Here is a 15,346-nt window from a genome sequence, read left to right on the forward strand (position 1 = left end):
ACGATCACCTGTCGATCTCGCGCTGGGGGAACCACATGGTCATCGGACGACGGCAACTCCTCACCTCCGTCGCGCTCGCCGCCCTCGCCGGGCCGGTCCTGGCCCGGGCGACCGCGAGCGGCGCAACCGCGGGCAACACCCTGACCGCCGGCTCCGGCCCGCTGTTCATGCAGATCGTCGCGCACGAGGACGACGACATCCTGTTCATGAACCCGGACCTGTCCACCGCGATCGCCGACGGCACGCCGTCCGTCACGGTGTTCGTCACCGCGGGCAACGGCACCGGCGACCCCTGCGCCACGGTCTGTTGGGACACCGCGGGCGAACCGCTGCGCACCTGGAACCGGCAGATGGGCGCCGTCAACGCCTACTCCCGGATGGCCGGGGCCGGCGACACCGACCCGTCGACCGACGAGGTCGGGCACTGGACCGTCGAGGCCTGGACGGTCGCGGGCAAGCAGGTCGAGCGGTACGTCCTCAAGGACCACCCGGTGCACCTGATCTTCCTCAACCTGCACGACGCCCAGCTCGGCGGCGTGCTGGGCGGCAACACGGACACCAGCATCGTCCCGGTCGGCAGCCCACTGACCGGGCCGTCCGGCTACACGGCCGCCGATGTCGTCGAGGTGCTACGGCAGTTGATGGTGACGTACCAGCCGACCGTGCTCCGGGCGCAGGACGAGCTCCCGGACCGGCGCTACTCGGGCGACCACGCGGACCACATCGCCGCCGCGAAGTTCGCCGGCCTGGCGGCCTCGCTCTACGGCGGCCCCCTGATCCAGGTGAACTACCGGGACTACAACATCGGCGACGCCCCGGTGAACCTCGAACCGGCGGCGTCCGGCCCCAAGGGCGTCTTCTTCTCCGAGTACGCCAGCCACGACCACTCCAGCGGGAACTACTCCGCCGACTGGTTCTCCCGGATGTACTACCGCTGGTCCCGCGGCACCTCCTGGGCCGGGCTGAACCAGGACGGCCGACCGCAGGTCTTCGTGGTCCGGGCCGGCGCCCTGTACACGTACTGGCGTCAGCCGGACGGCAGTTGGAGCGGCTCACTGCGGCTGGCCGACCCGGGCGGGCGGCTGGCGCCCGGCATCGCCGTCGGCAGCAACGCCGACGGCCGACTGGAGGTCTTCGCCCGACGGCTGACCGACCACCACATCGTCTCGCTGCCCCAGGCCGCGCCCAACGGCGGGTGGTCGGACAGCTGGGCCGACCACGGCAACCCCAACTCCGGTCTCGGCAACGAGGACCAGGTCGGCGTGCCCGTGGTGGCCGACGACCAGGACGGACGGCTGGAGATCTTCGTCAAGAACGGCGGCGGCGGCCTCAGCAGCACCTGGCAGACCGCCCCGAACGGCGGGTGGTCGAGCACCTGGGCGGACCAGGGCGGCAGCGACGTCCAGGACCCGGTCACCGCGATCCGCAACGGCGTCGGGGCGATCGAGGTGTTCGCCAGCACCCGCAGCGGCATCCTCGGCTGGTGGCAGACCGCCCCCAACGGCGCCTTCAGCGGCCCGGGTCAGATCCCCAACGCCCGGCCGGCCAGCGCGCCCAAGGCCGTGCTCGACCAGGACGGCCGGATCGAACTCGCCTACCGGGAGGCCGACACCGGCACGATGCTGGTCAGCTACCAGGTCCAGCCCGGTGGTTCGTGGAGCCGGTCCCCGGCCCCGCTCGGCGGACACGGCGGGGTGGGCGAGCCCGCGGCCGCGAACCTCGGCGGACAGGTCGTGCTGTTCGAGCGCAACCGCGGCGGCGGCGTCAGCACCACCGCCCAGACCGCCCCCAACACCGGCTACGGCGCCTGGCAGGACCTCGGCGGCACCGTCCTCGACTTCCCGACCGCGATCGTCGACGGCAGCGGGGTGCTCCACGTGTTCGCGATCGGGACGGACGGCCGGGTCTACTACCGCGCGGGCTCCACGCCGACCGGCTTCGGCGGCTGGCAGGGCCTGCCGCTCTGACCCGCCCGGGCGGCCGTCCGAGGGGGCTCCCGGACGGCCGCCGGTTAGGCTGCGGCATGGCCCGATTCGTCCTGACCCGCCGCTCCCCGCTGCCGCCCGCCGACTGCTGGGCCCGGCTCACCGCCTGGCCCCGGCACGGCGACCGGGTCCCGCTCACCCGGGTGAGCGTGGTGCGCGGCACCGGGCGGCAGCTGGGGGACGTGATCCTGGCGCGGACGGCCCTCGGGCCGCTGCGCTTCGACGACCCGATGGAACTGGTCGAACTGGCGCCGCCCGCCCGGTGCGTCTTGGCCAAGCGCGGCCGGGTGGTGCGCGGCGGCGCCGAGCTGCGGGTGCGCGCGCTGAGCGCGGGCGGCTCGGCAGGCGCGGGCGGCTCCGGCGGAGGCTCGACCGGCGGCAGCGAGGTGGTCTGGGCCGAGGAGCTGCGGATCACCGGCCTGCCCCGGCTGTTCGACCCGGCGGTGGCACTGGCCGGGCGCCTGGTGTTCGGCCGGGTGCTGGACCACCTGCTGGCCACCCCTCCCCCGACTACCGATTGAGGGTGCGCCAGCTCAGGTACTGCTGCCGGACGTACCTCCGCTGGTCGCCCTCCACCGTGAGCAGGTCGTACCGGACCAGCTCCCCCGCCGCACTCAGCGCGATCCCCAGCGCCAGCCCGTCCCGGTCCCGCAGGAACACCCGGTCGGCCAGAGCGGCCCGCCGCAACAGGTGCTCGCGCCGGTACCGCTGCCGGGGCCGCTGCCGCCAGTGCGGCAGGGCGGCCGACTCCGCCGCGATGTCCGGCGCGTCCGCGTAGGCCCGCTCCGGCTCGGGCACCCCTTCGGCGGGCTCGGCCCACACCCGCAGCGGGGACAGCAGCGGGAGGCCGCGCACCCGGAGCACCTCGTTCGCGAACTCGGCTTCCTCGACAGGCAGTCCGCGCTCCCCGAAGACCGCGAACAGCTCGGCCATGGCCCGGGGCGGGACCCCCGACGGGGTGTCCTCGTCGGTGACGTCGACCTTGCCGACCAGCGGTCCCGCGACCCGCCCCGGCGGATCGGCCAGCCGCAACCGCAGCCGCAGGAAGTGGGCGTCGGTCTCCACTTCCTGGCCGAACTCCATCGCCAGCCCGTCGATCTCCGCCCAGCCGAACCGGCGAGGCACCAGGCACCGGACCAGGGTGACGCCCTCCTCGTCCGCCCGGAGCCAGAAGGTGTACGGCGCCGCGAAGAACGCGGCGGCGCTGACCGCGCACCCGGCCAGGAAGATCCCGAAGCCGTCCGTGGCACCGCAGGCCGGCAACAGGGCCAGCGTGCCGATCATCGGCAGGACGCCGGCACCGATGAGCTCGGTCCGCATCCGCATGGACGACAACCGCACCGTACGCATCCCGACGCCCCCTCCCCAGTGGCCGCTCCCCGCGACCGGTCCCACCGTCCCGGCCCGGACCCGCCCCGGGCAACCGGCGGCGGGAAGCTGTGACAGCGCCGTGACGGAAGGCCCCGACCGGCCGGCGAGGGCCTACCGCCCGCGCAGCCGCCGCACCAGGTCGCGGGCGGCCCGCGGCCAGTCCGGGTGCTCGAAAGCGAAGCCCGCCTCCAGCAGCCGCCCGGGCACCACCCGGCGGCTCTTCAGCAGCAGTTCGCTCTCCGAGCGCAGCGCGAACGCCCCCAGCTCCGCCATCCAGCGGGACGCGGGCAGCGCCAGCGGCATGCCCCAGGCGGCCCGCAGCTCCCGCATGAACTCCCGTTGGGGCAACGGGTTCGGGGCGGCGAGGTTGACCGGGCCGTCGATCTCCTCATGCGCGATCAGGAACTCGACGGCGCGGGCGAAGTCCCGCTCGTGGATCCAGGACACGTACTGCGCGCCGCCCGCGATCGGTCCGCCGACGCCGAGCCGGGCCAGCCAGGACAGCGAGTCGAGGGCACCCCCGCGTTCCGGGCCGAGGACGACGGCGGTGCGCAGCGCGAGGCGGCGGGTGCGCGGGGTGTCGGCCGCGCTCTGGGCGCCCTCCCAGGCCCGGGCGATGTCGATGCTGTAGCGCCAGGAGGGCGGGGCGTCGGGTTCCTCGCCGCCGATCAGGCCGTCCCGCTCGTCGTTGGGCGCGTCGTGGCGGTGGGCGTAGACGGTGGCGGTGCTCATCTGCAGCCAGACGGCGGGCGGTCGCCGGGCGGCGGCGATCGCCTGGCCGACGGCCCGGGTGGAGTGCACCCGGGAGTCCATCATCGCGCGCTGGTTCTCGGGCGTGTAGCGGCAGTTGACGCTGCGCCCGGCCAGGTTGAGGACGGCGTCGCTGCCGTCGACCTCCGCCGTCCAGGCGCCCGGGGTGCGGCCGTCCCAGCCGACCTGGCGCGGTCCGGTAGGGCGTCGGCTCAGCACCACGACCTGGTGGCCGGCGGCGGTCAGGCTGCGGTCGAGCAGGGTGCCGAGCGCGCCGGAGCCGCCGGGGATGACGATCTTCATGGGTTCCCCCTCATTTCCGACCGTCAGCGTAGCGCGAGAATTGAACGTGTTCAATTCACTCGCGCGCGCATGCCGGACGAGCCCGTGGATGTTCCGAAACCTGTCCATGATTCATGGACGTGAAGGGGTGAATCGCCAAATCCTCTCCCATACAAGGCAATTGGCCACGCCAATTATTCGCGGATACGAACGAGAGGTCTTGACCTGTTCCCTGCCGGCCGCTTCACTCCCGGAAACGGCACCTCCCTCGCACGGCACCGACCACCCCCGCGCCACCCCCGAGACGAGGCGGTCCCCCATGCGCCAACCCCCGCGCCAACCCCGCAGCACCCCCCGCAGGATCAATCCCGTCACGCTCTACGCCTTCGGCGCCCTCGGCGGCATCCTCTTCGGCTACGACCTCGGCGTGATCGCCGGCATCCTCGTCGTGATCGCCAAGTCCTGGCAGCTGTCCGGCTTCCAACAGGGCGTCCTGACCGCCTCGCTGTCCGTCGGCGCGATGGTCGGCGCGGGCCTGGCCGCCCGGCTGACCGGCCGGATCGGCCGCCGCCGCACCATCATGGCGGCCGGCGGCGTGGTGATCGTCGGCACCCTCGCCTGCGCCCTCGCCCCCGGCTTCGGCGCCCTGGTGGCCTTCCGGACGGTGCTCGGCCTCGGGATCGGGCTCTCCTCCGCCACCGTGCCGACCTACCTCTCCGAGCTGGCCCCCGCCCGGATCCGCGGCGCGATGGGCGCGCTCAATCAGATCTTCATCGTCAGCGGCATCCTGATCGCCTTCCTGGTCGACTACTGGCTCCAACCGCACCACCTGTGGCGCTGGATGTTCGCCGGCGCGCTGGTGCCCGCCGCGGTACTGGTCGCCGGACTGCGGTTCCTGCCGGAGACCCCGCGCTGGCTGGTCAACCTCGGCCGGGAGGAAGAGGCCCGAGCCGTCCTGACGGCCACCCGCCCGGCGGCGGAGGTCGAGGCCGAACTCACCTCCATCCGCGACGTGATCCGCCTCGACGCCGAGCAGACCACCTACCGGGTACGGGAGTTGTGGGCACCCTGGGTGCGCCCGATGCTGCTGGTGGCCCTGTTGCTCGCGGTGGGGCAGCAGTTCAGCGGCGTCAACGCGATCAACGCCTACTTTCCGACGATGCTGGTCTCGCTCGGGCTGACCGCCAACACCGCGCTGTTCTCGGCCGTCATCCTCGGCATCACCAAACTCGCCTTCACCGCCTGGGTGGTGTTCGTGGTGGACCGCTGGGGCCGCAAGCCGCTGCTGCTGATCGGCAGCGCCGTGATGGTGGTGACGCTGGGCCTGACCGGCTGGGTCGTCACCCACGTGCACGACAAGTCCACCCTCGGCACGCTGACCGTGGTGCTGCTGGTCCTCTACCTCGCCGGGTACGAACTGGGCTGGGGCGCGGTGGTGTGGGTGATGATGGCGGAGGTGTTCCCGCTCAAGGCGCGCGGCGCCGGGATGGGCGTCGGGTCCGTGGTGCTCTGGGCAGCGACCGGCCTGGTCACCGCCGTCTACCCGATCATGTCCGACCGGCACCACCTCGGGGTCGGCACCTCGATGTACGTCTTCGCCGGGGTCAACGCGGTGCTGCTGGTGCTGACCCTCCGTCTGGTGCCCGAGACGAAGGGCCGCACCCTGGAGCAGATCGAACTCGGCCTGCGCGGGTGACCACCGCCGCCGGATCGTCGCCCTTGCTCAGAGCCGGTCGGCGTCGAGGTCCGGGAAGGTGAAGTGCCCGCCCAGGTGGGCGAAGACCGGGTCGTCGACGGGCGGGCTCCCGTGTGCGGCGAGGACGGCCTCGGCGTGCACCTCGGCGTCGTCGGCCGGTTCGTAGCCGAGCGCGCGGGCCTCGTCCAGCGAGACCCAGCCCCCGCGGGTGTTCGGGGAGACGCCGTAGACGATCCGGTAGCCGGGCCGTTCCACGGCGAGGCAGGCCTCCAGCAGGCGGGCGCAGTCGTCCGGGGAGAGCCAGGTGGAGAGGGCGCGGGGGTTCGGCGGTTCCGCGAAGCAGGTCATGATCCGGATGCAGACCACGTCCAGGCCGTAGCGGTGGTGGTAGAGCGCGCCGAGCGCCTCGCCGGCCGCCTTCGAGACGCCGTAGTAGGTGTCGGGCAGCGGCGGACTCGCCGCCGTGAGCGGGTACTCGGCCGGGGTGTGGAAGCCGACCACGTGGTTGGAGGAGGCGAACACCACGCGCGGGACACCGGCCCGGCGGGCGGCCTCGAAGACGGTGTAGGTGCCGTTGATGTTGACGTCGAGGATCCGCTCCCAGGGCGCTTCCAGCGATATCCCGCCGAGGTGGACGACGGCGTCGACACCCTCACAGGCGGCGCGCATCGCGTCCGGGTCGGTGACGGAGGCCTGGACGGCCTCCTCACCCTCGCCCGGGTCGAGGGGCAGCAGGTCGAGCAGCCGGAGGGTGCGGCCGGGGCGGGCGAGCCGGGGGCGGATCAAGGTGCCGACGGCGCCTGCCGCGCCGGTGACGAGGATGCGGGGCACGGTGACTCCCTAGGTCGGAGACGGGTGTGCGGTGCGGGCCCATGGTCACAGAGCTTCGGACCGTCCACAAGAACAGCGGTTCACAGGAATGACCCTCATTCAGATATGCGAACGCGGCTCCCTTGACCTTCGCACCCGGGCCCTCCTACGCTCCTCGGTGTTCCCACCGCTGGACGCTCTCCACGAAGGGACCCATCCCCGTGCCCGCACGCACCAGCCTGCCGCCGCTCGACGGCCTGCTGTTCTTCCCCGTCACCGCCTTCGGCCCCGACGGCGCCTTCGACGCCGGGGCCTACCGCGCCCACCTCGACGCCCGCCTCGCCGACGGCCCCGCCGCCGTGTTCGCCGCCTGCGGCACCGGCGAGTTCCCCGCCCTCGCCCCCGCCGAGTACGAGCGCTGCGTCGCCGTCGCCGTCGAGGCGGCCGACGGACGGGTACCCGTCGTCGCCGGCACCGGCTACGGCACCGCCCTGGCCCTCGACTTCGCCCGCGCGGCCGAGCGCGCCGGCGCCGACGCCCTGCTCGTCCTGCCGCCGTACGGCCCCGGGGGCGGCCAGGACGGCCTGGTCCGCCACATCACCGCGCTCGCCGAGGGGACCCCGCTCGACCTGATCCTCTACCAGCGCGACCGGACGGTCTACGAGCCCGGGACCGTCGCCCGGCTGGCCGGGCTGCCCGGCGTGGTCGGCTTCAAGGACGGCCTCGGCGACCTCGACCGGATGCTCCGCACCGTCAGTGCGGTCCGCGCCGCCGGGCACCAGGGCTTCCAGTTCTTCAACGGCATGCCGACCGCCGAGATGACCCAACTCGCCTACCGGGCCATCGGCGTGCCGCTCTACTCCTCGGCCGTCTTCTGCTTCGCCCCGGACCTCGCGCTCGCCTTCCACCGCGCCCTCGCCGAGGACGACCGGCCCACCCTGACCACCCTGGTCGACGTCTTCCTGCGCCCCTACGTCGAGCTGCGCAACCGCCGGCCCGGGTACGCCGTGTCCCTGGTCAAGGCCGCGACCCGGGCGGCCGGACACCCGGTCGGAAGCGTCCGGGCGCCGCTCACCGAGCCCGAACCGGCGCACCTGCGCGAACTGTCGGAGCTCCTCGACCGCGCCCGGAAGGCGCTGGCGTGAACGCACCCGAGGGTGCGCCGGCCGTCGCGGTCGGCGGCTACCTCTACCCCTGGGACGCCGACGGCGCCCCGGCCTGCGGCGAGCGCCTCACCGGCCTCGGCATCCGCCGGGCCGCCGTCGCCGCCGCGTACCACAGCGTGCGCGCGCTGACCCCGCGCCACCCGCGCCACAAGGTCGTCACCGCCGAGCACGCCGCCGTCTACTTCCGGCCCGACCCGGACCGCTGGTCCGGCACCGGTCGGCTGAAGCCGGTGGAGGCGCCCTGGTCGCCACGCTCCTTCGGCCGCGCCACCGAGGCACTGACCGGGGCCGGGGTGGAGGTGTACGCCTGGACCGTCCTCGCGCACGGGCAGCGGCTCGGCGCCCGGCATCCCGACGTGGCGGTGCTCAACGCCTACGGCGACCGCTACCCGTGGGCCCTGTGCGTCGCCTCCCCCGCCGTCCGGCTCTACTGCGCCACCCTGGCCGCCGAGACGGCCGCCCAACCGGGCCTGGCCGGGCTGGAGTTGGAGTCCTGCGGCTGGTACGGCTTCGACCACCTGCACGCCCACGACAAGGTCGCCGGGGTCACCCTGCCACCCTCGGCGCGGCTGCTGTTCTCGCTCTGCTTCTGCCCGCACTGCCAGGACGGCTACCGGGCGGCGGGGGTCGACCCCCGGGGCCTGCGCGCGCGGGTGCGGAAGGCGCTCGACCCGGTCTTCGCCGGCACCGCCCCGGACGCGGCGCTGGACCCCGAGTCGGCCGCGGCCGTCGCCCGGATGCGGGTGGGCGCAGCCGACCTGCTGCGGCGGTCCGTCCTCACGGCCGTCGCGGCGGAGCGCCCGGAGCTGCCCGTCCTGCTGCACGGCCAGCCGGATCCGCTCGGCTTCGGCCCCTCCCCCGGCCTGCCACCCGAGCGGGCCGGAGCCGCCGCGCCCGTACTGCTCACCCCCACCCGCTCCACAGCCGCGCTCGCCGCCGTCCGCGCCTACGCCGACCCGACGGCGCCCGGACGACGCGTCGTGGCCACCGTCGGCGCCGTCGCAGGGCTCGGCGGCGACCCCGCCGACCTGCCCGCCTGGTGCGCCGAGCTGACCGCGGCCGGGGCGACCGAACTGCGCTTCTACCACCTGGGCCTGGCCTCCCGGCCGGACCTCACCGCGATCCGCACCGCCGTCGAGGCGGTCGCCGGGACACCGGTCGGTCCCTAGCCCGCCCGCCGGTAGCCCGCCCCTGCCGCCGGCGGCTCAGAGGTGACGCGTCGCCAGCGCCAGCCGCTCCCGGGCCTCGGCGAGCGCGTCCCGGATCATCTGCTCCCGCCCCGGCGTGAGCCGCGCGACCGGCACCGAGCAACTGACCGCGTCCCGGGCCGGCGTGCGGTACGGCACGGCGACCGCGTAGCAGCACAGGCCCAGGGTGTTCTCCTCCCGGTCGGTCGCGTAGCCCCGCTCGCGCACCTCCCGGAGGTCGTCGAGCAGGGCGGCCCGGCTGGTGTGGGTGTGGTCGGTCAGCGGGTCCAGGCGCTCGGGGAGCAGCCGCTCGACCTCTTCGTCCGGCAGCGTGGCCAGCAGCGCCTTGCCGAGCGCCGTCGCGTGGGCGGGCAGCCGACGGCCGACCCGGGTGAACGGGCGCAGGTAGTGCTGGGAGGCGCGGGTGGCCAGGTAGACCACGTCGGTGCCGTCCAGGCGGGCGAGGTGGACGGTCTCGGTGGTGTCGTCGGCGAGCCGGTCGAGCACCGGACGGGTCGCCGCCACCGCCTCGTCGCCGTCGATGTAGGCGGTGCCGACCAGCAGCGCCCGCACCCCGATGCCGTACCGGGTGCCGGTCAGGTCGGTCTCCACCCAGCCCAGGTCGACCAGGGTGCGCAGCAGCATGTACAGGCTGCTCTTGGGGTAGCCGAGCGCCTCCTGCGCGTCGGCGAGGCTGTGCAGTCCGGGGCGCGCGGCGAAGTACTCCAGCACCTCGATCGTGCGGACGGCGGACTTCACGCCCGCACCGGCGGCTGGGGCGGCGGGGCTCGGCTGCGCCATCGGGGATCCTCCCTGTTCACGTGCGCGTGGGCTGCGAGCAATATAGCCCGGTCGGCTCAGCCGACACCCTCCATTCGTTCACACTTCTGAACTTCGTCCAGACTCTTGACTGAGCCATGCCCGCAGCCGTGTCATGGTGGACGCCCCCGCACCGCTCCCCGCGCTCCCGCACCGCCGCACGACTCCCCTTCCCCGCCAGCCGAAGGACCGTCATGAAGCGCTTGCTCACCGCCCTGTGCGCCTCCCTCGCCCTGCTCGCCACCGCCCCCGCCCAGGCCGCCACCGCCGTCCGGGCCCGGCCCGCCGACGCGCCCGCCTGGACCGGCGACTTCACCGGTTACGGCACCGGAGCCTGGACCTCGGCCTGGGGCACCCTGACCAAGGGCCAGTGGGGGCAGCAGGACCTCAGCCTGGTCAACGACTCGGCCGCGCCCGGCGACGGCTCGGCCCTCCAGGTGTTCTACGGCGCCGGCTCCTCCGCCAACTCCTGCTCCGACTGCCCCTCCGCCGGCGGCGGCCAGTTCTACACCGACCTCCCCACCCTCGGCCTGGACAACCTCGCCAACTCCACCACCCTGGACCTCAAGTACAGCCTCAAGCTGTCCGCCGGCTTCGACTTCGGCAAGGCCGGCAAGCTCCCCGGCCTGTACGGCGGCACCCCCGGCGAGGCCTCCGGCGGCAACCACGGCAACGCCTGGTCCACCCGCTACATGTGGCGCAACCCCGGCTCCGGGGTCGGCAACGGCGAGGTGTACCTCTACACCCCGTCCAACTCGGGCCCCACCGGCTACGGCGTCGACCTCGGCCTGGGCTCCTGGCAGTGGCCGGCCGACGGCGCCTGGCACGACATCGAGCAGCTGGTCGACCGCAACAGCGGCGACATCACCGTCTGGCTCGACGGCACCCAGGTCTTCACCCAGGCCGGCGCGGGCGCCCCGGACCTCGCCTCGATCCCGTTCAGCGGCGTGTTCTTCTCCACCTTCTACGGCGGCCACGACACCTCCTGGGGCCCGGCCACCGACCAGTACGCCTACTTCGCGCACTTCAGCCTCTCCACCGGCGTCCAGCACTGACGACCCACCGACCCACCACGGAGGCCGAGTTGCGCACCCGAACCCCGCGCACCCGAACCTGGCGGACCCGTCTCGGTCTGCTCGTCGCCGCGAGCCTCACCGCGGCCGTCTCGGCCTCCGGCGGAGCCGTCGACGCGGCCGCCGCACCCGCCGGGGGCCACCCGCGCTGCGCCGGGCACGACCACCACACCTGCGTGCCGCGGACCGTCGTCCTCGACGGTCACCGGCTCGCCGAGACCCGCCGCGCCCTGCACGAGGGCTCCGACCCCGCCCGCACCGCCGCCCTCACCGCCCTGCTCGCCCAGGCGGACGCCGAACTCACCACCGGGCCCTGGACGGTGACCGGCAAGCAGCAGCTCCCGCCCAGCGGCGACCGGCACGACTACCTGAGCCTCGCCCCCTACTACTGGCCGACCGAGCCGCAGACCCCCGACAACCCGTGGGGCTGCCCGTACGAGAACCGCGACGGCCAACGCAACCCGATCGTCGACACCATCCCCGACCACGCCGGCCGCCTCGACGCCTTCACCGCGATCTACCAGCTCTCCCTCGCCTGGTACTACACCGGCGACCGCCGCTACGCCGACCGCGCCGAACTCGACCTGCGCACCTGGTTCACCGATCCGGCGACCCGGATGAACCCGAACATGAACTACGCCCAGGGCATCCCGTGCCAGGTCGACGGCCGCGGCATCGGCATCATCGAGTTCTCCTACCTGCTCACCCAGGTCGTCGACGCCACGGCGATCCTGGACGCGGGCGCCCCCGGCTGGACCGACGGCGACCGGCAGGGCGTCCTCGGCTGGGACGGCGCCTTCCTGGACTGGCTGCGGACCAGCAAGAACGGCCGGGAGGAGGCGGCCGCGTCGAACAACCACGGCTCCTTCGACGACCTGATGACCGCCGCCCTCGCCCTCTACACCGGCCGCACCGACACCGCCCGCCGGATCGTCCTGGAAGCCGCCGGCAAGCGGCTGGACGTACAGATCGACGCCGACGGCAGCCAGCCCCAGGAACGCACCCGCACCCGCACCTGGCACTACTTCAACTTCAACCTGGTCGCCCTGACCCGGCTGGCCCAACTCGGCCGGCACCTCGGCATCGACCTCTGGGACCACCGCACCCCGGCCGGCAGCGACCTGGCCGACGCCGTCGACTTCCTGATCCCCACCGCCACCAGCACCCCGGCCAACTGGCCCTACCCCGAGACCGACCTGCGCCGCTACGCGGCCCTCGACGTCCTGCACGCCGCCGCCGACGCCGGCGACGACGCCGCCCGCCGCGCCCTCCCGGACGTCCCGCCGCCACCCGGCGGGGACCTCTACCCGGTGCGGCCGGCGGCGGAGCAGCTGGACGACATCTCCAAGGCCTGACCGACCGCCGAGCGGTGCACCGGGATCGGATCCCGGTGCACCGCTTGAGCAGGTCCGCTACCGGAAACCGTTCCGTCCCTCATCCGCAGCACCCCCACCGTCCGCCCCTGTCGACCGGCCGGAAACCTTGCGACACAGCCGACCGCTTCGTCGGATCGGGCTTTCATCTCAGCCGGTGATGCTCGGTCGGCCGTCCTCGATGTGCCCCATCAGGCGGCGACGGAACTCCTTGTCCTCCGCGATGGAGACGTCCAGGTCGTACCAGCCGTCGGTGCCCTGGGTGTCCCAGGAGATGACGAAGGGCGCTCCCTGGACGGCTTTGCCGCTCTTGGACTGAGCGGGTTCCTGGTAGTGACGCGAGGTCACGGTGACGTTCAGCGGGGTGGTTCCGGCGGTCGTCAGCGTGAGGGTGAGGGCGCGGGGGGAGGCCGGGTCGGTGCCGATGGCGGTGGTGAGGTCGGCTTTGGCGGCGGCTCCCGCGGAGGTGCCGGCGAACTCGCGGCGGAAGCCGTTGGGGCCGGTGAGGTAGAAGTCGTACGCCCCGTTCTTGAGCGGCACGCTGAAGGGCTCCGCCGGGGCACCGAGCACGTCGAAGTGCTGCGGCTTCTCGAAGACTTGGTAGGCGTAGAGGGTCACGTGCGCGGACGCCTTGCCGGTACTGGAGCCGGTGTTGGACATCGACAGGGCCACCGCGTCGGAGGTCCCGTCGGACTTCCGGTGCAGCGCGCCGTGGACGTCCACCTGGTACGGCAGCGGCCGGGCCAACCGCCGGGTCGGGTCGGTGGGTTGCTTCGGCTTGTCCCCGGTGCGGCCGAAGTCGAACACCGAGGTGAGGTCGCCGGCCACGGTCCGCCGCCAGCGACTGATCGCGGGCTGCCGGACGCCCAGCCACTCCTCCAGGAAGCGGACCTGCGACGTGTGGTCGAAGACCTGGGAGTTGACGTACCCACCCACCGTCCACGGGGAGACGACGATCATCGGCACCCGATTGCCCAGGCCGATGGGCCACTTGGGCCCCCCACCGCGCTGGGCGTACTCGTCCTCGACCTCGGGCCGGGGCACGGGCGGCGGCATGTGGTCGAAGAACCCGTCGTTCTCGTCGTAGCTGATGAACAGCACGGTGGATTCCCACATGTCGGGGCGGCGGGCGATCACGTCCAGGACCTGCTTGACGACCTTCTCGCCGTCCCTGGGAGTCGAACTGCCCGGGTGCTCCGAGTCGGGTTCCGCCGGTACCAGGTAGGACACCCGGGGCGCATTGCCGGTGCTGACGTCCTTGAAGAACTCGTAGACGAAGTCCGCGTACCCTTCCGGATTGTCCATGTCCAGCGGGGGCGCGTGCCGGGCGAGCCCTCGGCGGTAGAGGCTCTTGTCGGTCGCCGACAGGGTCTTCGAATCGGCGGCCGCATTGTCCAGGGGGACCACTGCCGCCCGATAGGCCTTCTTGGCCTTGTCGATCCCAGCCGGGTCGTTCTTCTCCATGGCATCGTGCATGGCCTTGACGAAGGGCTGGTAGTAGTCGTACAGGCTGATCGTGTGGGGGTAGCCGGCCTCTTTCAGGACCGTCGCGGAGATCCTCTTGAACTCTTCGTGGAACTCCAGGTTGTTGTCGTAGAAGTTGTCACAGCCCTGGTAGACCTTCCAGCTGATCGTGCCGGAGCCGAAGGGGTCGTTGTTGACCTCCAGGATCTCCGGGTAGCTGGGCCAGTTGTAGCCCGGCTTCCGGTCCTCCTCGTGCACGTCCGCGTCGGGATCCTCACGATCATGCGCCTCGGCCCCGGTGACCCGGTCGCCCTTGGGCTCCCAGCCGCCGAAGCCGCTGAAGAGGTAGTTGCGGTTGCTGCTGGTCTCGCCCATCACCGAGGCGTGGTAGGCATCGCAGATGGTGAAGGCCTTGGCCAGGTCCTGGTACAGCCCCACGACCTCGGGCTGGTCCAAGTAACCCATGGTGATTCCGCCCTTGGCCATGATCCACTGGTCGTAGCGGCCGTCGTTCCACGCCTCGTGGCCGGTGTTCCAGTCGTGGGCGCGCGGCTCCTTGATCGCGTCGCCGGGCTTGATCTGATAAGGGCGGTAGACGACGGGGACCGCGCTGTCCTGGTCGGGCTGGTCCAGGACGGACTGCCCGTCGGGGAGGGTGACGAGGTTGCGGTCGTCCTGCCCTCGGACCCCGCCGAGGCCCTTGCCGAAGTAGTGGTCGAAGGAGCGGTTCTCCTGCATCAGGAAGACCACGTGCCTGATGTCCTTCAGGCTGTGGAGGCTCGGTGGCCGCTTCGCGGCGTCCTGCAGGGACTGGGGCAGCTCGCTTGTCACGCCTTCTCCTGGAGGTTCGGGGCCGGCCGGTAGTCGAGGTAGACGAAGTCGCCGCCGGCGTCGAAGTTGAGGTCGGCGTCGGCGCCGTCCCGCTGGAGTCGGCGATACCCCTCCTTGGGCTTGACGGCGTCACCGGACTTCGACCAGTGCACGATGTCGAGGTCGGCGATCGGCTCACCCCCCTCGCGGGTCACTGCCAGGTAGAGGGCCGTCGCCTTCACGATCTTCTTGTCCGGGCCGACTCCCTTCTCGATGCCCTTGTTGAGGTCGATCGGAAGCTTCTGGTACCCCGCGGGCGGCCGCTCCTCGCCCTTCAGGATGCGCAGACCGGTGATGGCCTGGTCCCCCGTGTGCCTCTCGTAGACGAGATACAGGCAGGCGCCGCCCGCACCGCTGTTCAGGTTGACGGGAATCGGCGTCCACCCGGTGGGCACGTGGTCCGGAGTGTTGTTCGGCGGCTCCTTGTACGGGACCAGGATGTCGATGTCGGTGATCAACTGCCCCATGGGCAGGCCTCCTTCGCAAGGCGTTGAACGCAG

At 72.8% G+C, this 15,346-nt stretch carries 13 protein-coding genes; 7 read left to right on the plus strand and 6 right to left on the minus strand.

Annotated elements, in window-relative coordinates; genetic code table 11:
* The first annotated feature begins 35 nt into the window (after positions 1-35).
* Both ACIP4P_RS24235 and ACIP4P_RS24240 read left to right on the plus strand, forming a co-directional pair.
* The gene (locus ACIP4P_RS24235) at positions 36-1,967 is read left to right on the plus strand and encodes a PIG-L family deacetylase (protein WP_400921604.1); all 1,932 of its coding nucleotides are present in this window, start codon (positions 36-38) and stop codon (positions 1,965-1,967) included.
* 56 nt (positions 1,968-2,023) lie between these two features.
* Positions 2,024-2,506 (plus strand): SRPBCC family protein, encoded by a 483-nt coding sequence (locus ACIP4P_RS24240; protein ID WP_400921606.1) that lies wholly within the window; start codon positions 2,024-2,026, stop codon positions 2,504-2,506.
* Here the strand turns inward: ACIP4P_RS24240 and ACIP4P_RS24245 are convergent.
* Complete coding sequence (locus ACIP4P_RS24245; RefSeq protein WP_400921608.1) at positions 2,496-3,311, minus strand: hypothetical protein; 816 nt, start codon at positions 3,309-3,311, stop codon at positions 2,496-2,498. The two genes, ACIP4P_RS24240 and ACIP4P_RS24245, sit on opposite strands and share 11 nt — an antisense overlap.
* Positions 3,312-3,467: 156 nt before the next feature.
* Positions 3,468-4,409, minus strand: coding sequence for a TIGR01777 family oxidoreductase (locus tag ACIP4P_RS24250; RefSeq protein ID WP_400921610.1), 942 nt, complete (start codon positions 4,407-4,409; stop codon positions 3,468-3,470).
* Positions 4,410-4,707: 298 nt separating this feature from the next.
* Between ACIP4P_RS24250 and ACIP4P_RS24255 the strand changes: the two genes are divergently transcribed.
* On the plus strand, positions 4,708-6,084 hold the full coding sequence (locus tag ACIP4P_RS24255) for a sugar porter family MFS transporter (RefSeq protein WP_400921612.1): 1,377 nt from the start codon (positions 4,708-4,710) through the stop codon (positions 6,082-6,084).
* A gap of 27 nt (positions 6,085-6,111) precedes the next feature.
* Here the strand turns inward: ACIP4P_RS24255 and ACIP4P_RS24260 are convergent, their stop codons facing one another.
* Positions 6,112-6,915 carry an NAD-dependent epimerase/dehydratase family protein gene (locus tag ACIP4P_RS24260; RefSeq protein WP_400921614.1) on the minus strand — a complete coding sequence of 268 codons (804 nt, stop codon included), beginning with the start codon at positions 6,913-6,915 and terminating at the stop codon, positions 6,112-6,114.
* 200 nt (positions 6,916-7,115) lie between these two features.
* Here ACIP4P_RS24260 and ACIP4P_RS24265 point away from each other — a divergent pair, with 200 nt between their 5' ends.
* On the plus strand, positions 7,116-8,039 hold the full coding sequence (locus ACIP4P_RS24265) for a 5-dehydro-4-deoxyglucarate dehydratase (protein WP_400921616.1): 924 nt from the start codon (positions 7,116-7,118) through the stop codon (positions 8,037-8,039).
* A complete protein-coding gene (locus ACIP4P_RS24270; RefSeq protein ID WP_400921618.1) occupies positions 8,036-9,229 on the plus strand; it encodes a hypothetical protein in 1,194 nt (397 codons plus the stop codon). Before ACIP4P_RS24265 ends, ACIP4P_RS24270 begins: the two co-directional genes overlap by 4 nt.
* 36 nt (positions 9,230-9,265) lie before the next feature.
* Here ACIP4P_RS24270 and ACIP4P_RS24275 read toward each other — a convergent pair whose 3' ends face one another.
* A complete protein-coding gene (locus ACIP4P_RS24275; protein ID WP_400921621.1) occupies positions 9,266-10,048 on the minus strand; it encodes an IclR family transcriptional regulator in 783 nt (260 codons plus the stop codon).
* A gap of 212 nt (positions 10,049-10,260) precedes the next feature.
* Between ACIP4P_RS24275 and ACIP4P_RS24280 the strand changes: the two genes are divergently transcribed.
* Positions 10,261-11,121, plus strand: a complete 861-nt coding sequence (locus ACIP4P_RS24280) for a polysaccharide lyase (RefSeq protein WP_400921623.1) — start codon at positions 10,261-10,263, stop codon at positions 11,119-11,121.
* Between the two features lie 29 nt (positions 11,122-11,150).
* A complete protein-coding gene (locus tag ACIP4P_RS24285; RefSeq protein WP_400921625.1) occupies positions 11,151-12,494 on the plus strand; it encodes an alginate lyase family protein in 1,344 nt (447 codons plus the stop codon).
* 168 nt (positions 12,495-12,662) lie between these two features.
* Here ACIP4P_RS24285 and ACIP4P_RS24290 read toward each other — a convergent pair whose 3' ends face one another.
* Entirely contained in the window at positions 12,663-14,807 is a 2,145-nt protein-coding gene (locus ACIP4P_RS24290; protein WP_400921627.1) for an alkaline phosphatase family protein, read from the minus strand.
* Complete coding sequence (locus ACIP4P_RS24295) at positions 14,804-15,313, minus strand: hypothetical protein (RefSeq protein WP_400921629.1); 510 nt, start codon at positions 15,311-15,313, stop codon at positions 14,804-14,806. Before ACIP4P_RS24295 ends, ACIP4P_RS24290 begins: the two co-directional genes overlap by 4 nt.
* Positions 15,314-15,346 lie beyond the last annotated feature (33 nt).

The organism is Kitasatospora sp. NPDC089509 (genome assembly GCF_044749365.1).
Classification (GTDB): domain Bacteria; phylum Actinomycetota; class Actinomycetes; order Streptomycetales; family Streptomycetaceae; genus Kitasatospora.

Bases quoted from the DNA above. Each gene is read 5' to 3' on its own strand.
- ACIP4P_RS24250 (WP_400921610.1), bottom strand. From the start codon at position 4,409: ATGAAGATCGTCATCCCCGGCGGCTCCGGCGCGCTCGGCACCCTGCTC.
- ACIP4P_RS24275 (WP_400921621.1), bottom strand. From the start codon at position 10,048: ATGGCGCAGCCGAGCCCCGCCGCCCCAGCCGCCGGTGCGGGCGTGAAG.
- ACIP4P_RS24235 (WP_400921604.1), top strand. From the start codon at position 36: ATGGTCATCGGACGACGGCAACTCCTCACCTCCGTCGCGCTCGCCGCC.
- ACIP4P_RS24280 (WP_400921623.1), top strand. From the start codon at position 10,261: ATGAAGCGCTTGCTCACCGCCCTGTGCGCCTCCCTCGCCCTGCTCGCC.
- ACIP4P_RS24295 (WP_400921629.1), bottom strand. From the start codon at position 15,313: ATGGGGCAGTTGATCACCGACATCGACATCCTGGTCCCGTACAAGGAG.
- ACIP4P_RS24240 (WP_400921606.1), top strand. From the start codon at position 2,024: ATGGCCCGATTCGTCCTGACCCGCCGCTCCCCGCTGCCGCCCGCCGAC.
- ACIP4P_RS24255 (WP_400921612.1), top strand. From the start codon at position 4,708: ATGCGCCAACCCCCGCGCCAACCCCGCAGCACCCCCCGCAGGATCAAT.
- ACIP4P_RS24245 (WP_400921608.1), bottom strand. From the start codon at position 3,311: ATGCGGATGCGGACCGAGCTCATCGGTGCCGGCGTCCTGCCGATGATC.